1 protein-coding gene is annotated in these 1,603 nt (G+C 38.2%); it reads left to right on the forward strand.

The genetic code is table 11. The annotated features are described in order from the left end of the window. Nucleotides 1-127 precede the first annotated feature (127 nt). A complete protein-coding gene (locus ABYK33_RS15745; protein ID WP_373034266.1) occupies nucleotides 128-1,357 on the forward strand; it encodes an OmpP1/FadL family transporter in 1,230 nt (409 codons plus the stop codon). The last annotated feature ends 246 nt before the right edge of the window (nucleotides 1,358-1,603 follow it).

Below are 1,603 nucleotides of genomic sequence, written 5' to 3' on the forward strand. Positions count from 1 at the left end.
CATAAGAAATATCTATATTATTTACTTTTCATTTAAGTTTCAGCTAATTTTGACTGGCTTATAATGGGCGCAGTCAAAATTCGAGAGTTCGGATTTTAATCTTTACAATTCTATAGGAGAATTACATATGAAAAAAACAATTAAGTTAGCTTTAGTAGCTGCAATGGCACTTGGTGCAACGTCTGCATTTGCAACAAATGGTGACCTGCTTATCGGTATCGGTGCTAAAGCACGTGGTATGGGTGGTGTTTCAATCGGTATGGGTCATGGTGCTGAGTCAGGTATTGCTAACCCTGCACTTATTACGTCTGTAGAAGGAACTGAGGTTTCTTTTGGTGGCACTTTGTTTATGCCAAATGTTTCGCTTGACGGCGGCGCTGGATATAAAGATAGTGCAGCTGACATGAGCATGATCCCTTCAGTATCTATTGTTAACAAAGTTAATGATAATTTCTACTGGGGTATTGGTATGTGGGGTACAGCTGGTATGGGTGTTGACTACCGTGATGAAACTGCTGAAACAATGAATATGGTTACAAATCTTCAACTTATGCAATTTGGTGTTCCATTGACTTATGCTGTTTCAGGTTTTAGTGTTGGTGTAACACCTATTCTCCAATATGGTGCTTTAGATATCAATTATCACATGGCTGGTACTGAGTACGGTGAAGGTGTTGCTCAGGATCTTGCTTTCGGTATTAATATCGGTGCTGCTTATGAGATTGCAGGTGTAACAATCGGTGCACTATATAAATCAGCAATTGATATGGAGTATAAAGGTCAACTTTCTTCAGCAACTCAACCATTTGCAGACTTTGGTATTTTCCCAGGCGCAATGGGCGATAATCTTGAACAACCGGCTGAGATTGGTCTAGGTATTAGCTACGCTATTGCAGGCAATACTATTGCAGTTGATTTCAAACAAATCAAATGGGGTGATGCTAAAGGTTACAAGGATTTTAACTGGGAAAATCAAAATGTTTTTGCATTGGGTTATGAATATGCAGCTGACGCATGGGCAGTTCGTTTAGGTTATAACTATGGTAAAAATCCTATTAAAGAGTTACCGGCTGGTCCTGCACAAAATGGTACTGTTCCAATGTCAAGCTATGCAGGTGATGCAATGAATCTATTTAACTTGGCAGGTTTCCCTGCAACGACAGAGTCTCATATTACGATTGGTGGAACATATGACTTTTCGAAGAAAGTTTCATTAGATGGTGCATTTACTTATGCTCCAGAAACAGAAACATCATTTGATACATCAGGATTAGCATCTATGGGTATGGCTGCACCAGAAACAAGTGTTAAACATAGTCAAACAGCTCTTTCTGTACAACTAAACTACAACTTCTAATTAGAAGTTAACTGATACTTTCTTCTATGTTCCCATCAACACGATGGGAACAGATACTCCTAAAAAAAGCTTACGTAAACAATTTTCCTGAGTCCGTAATCACTGCTCCACATTCCATCCACAATTATCATTTATAATCATAATAGTCATAGAGCCAGTTTATGTAAGCAAAGCTAGACAGAGTAATTGCTACAATTTGTAAGCATTTATATTGATATCAGTCTGCAATAAATGATTGGTTGATAG

The organism is Sulfurovum sp., from assembly GCF_041562805.1.
Classification (GTDB): domain Bacteria; phylum Campylobacterota; class Campylobacteria; order Campylobacterales; family Sulfurovaceae; genus Sulfurovum.

Coding starts and splice junctions, on each gene's coding strand:
- ABYK33_RS15745 (WP_373034266.1), top strand. CDS start 128: ATGAAAAAAACAATTAAGTTAGCTTTAGTAGCTGCAATGGCACTTGGT.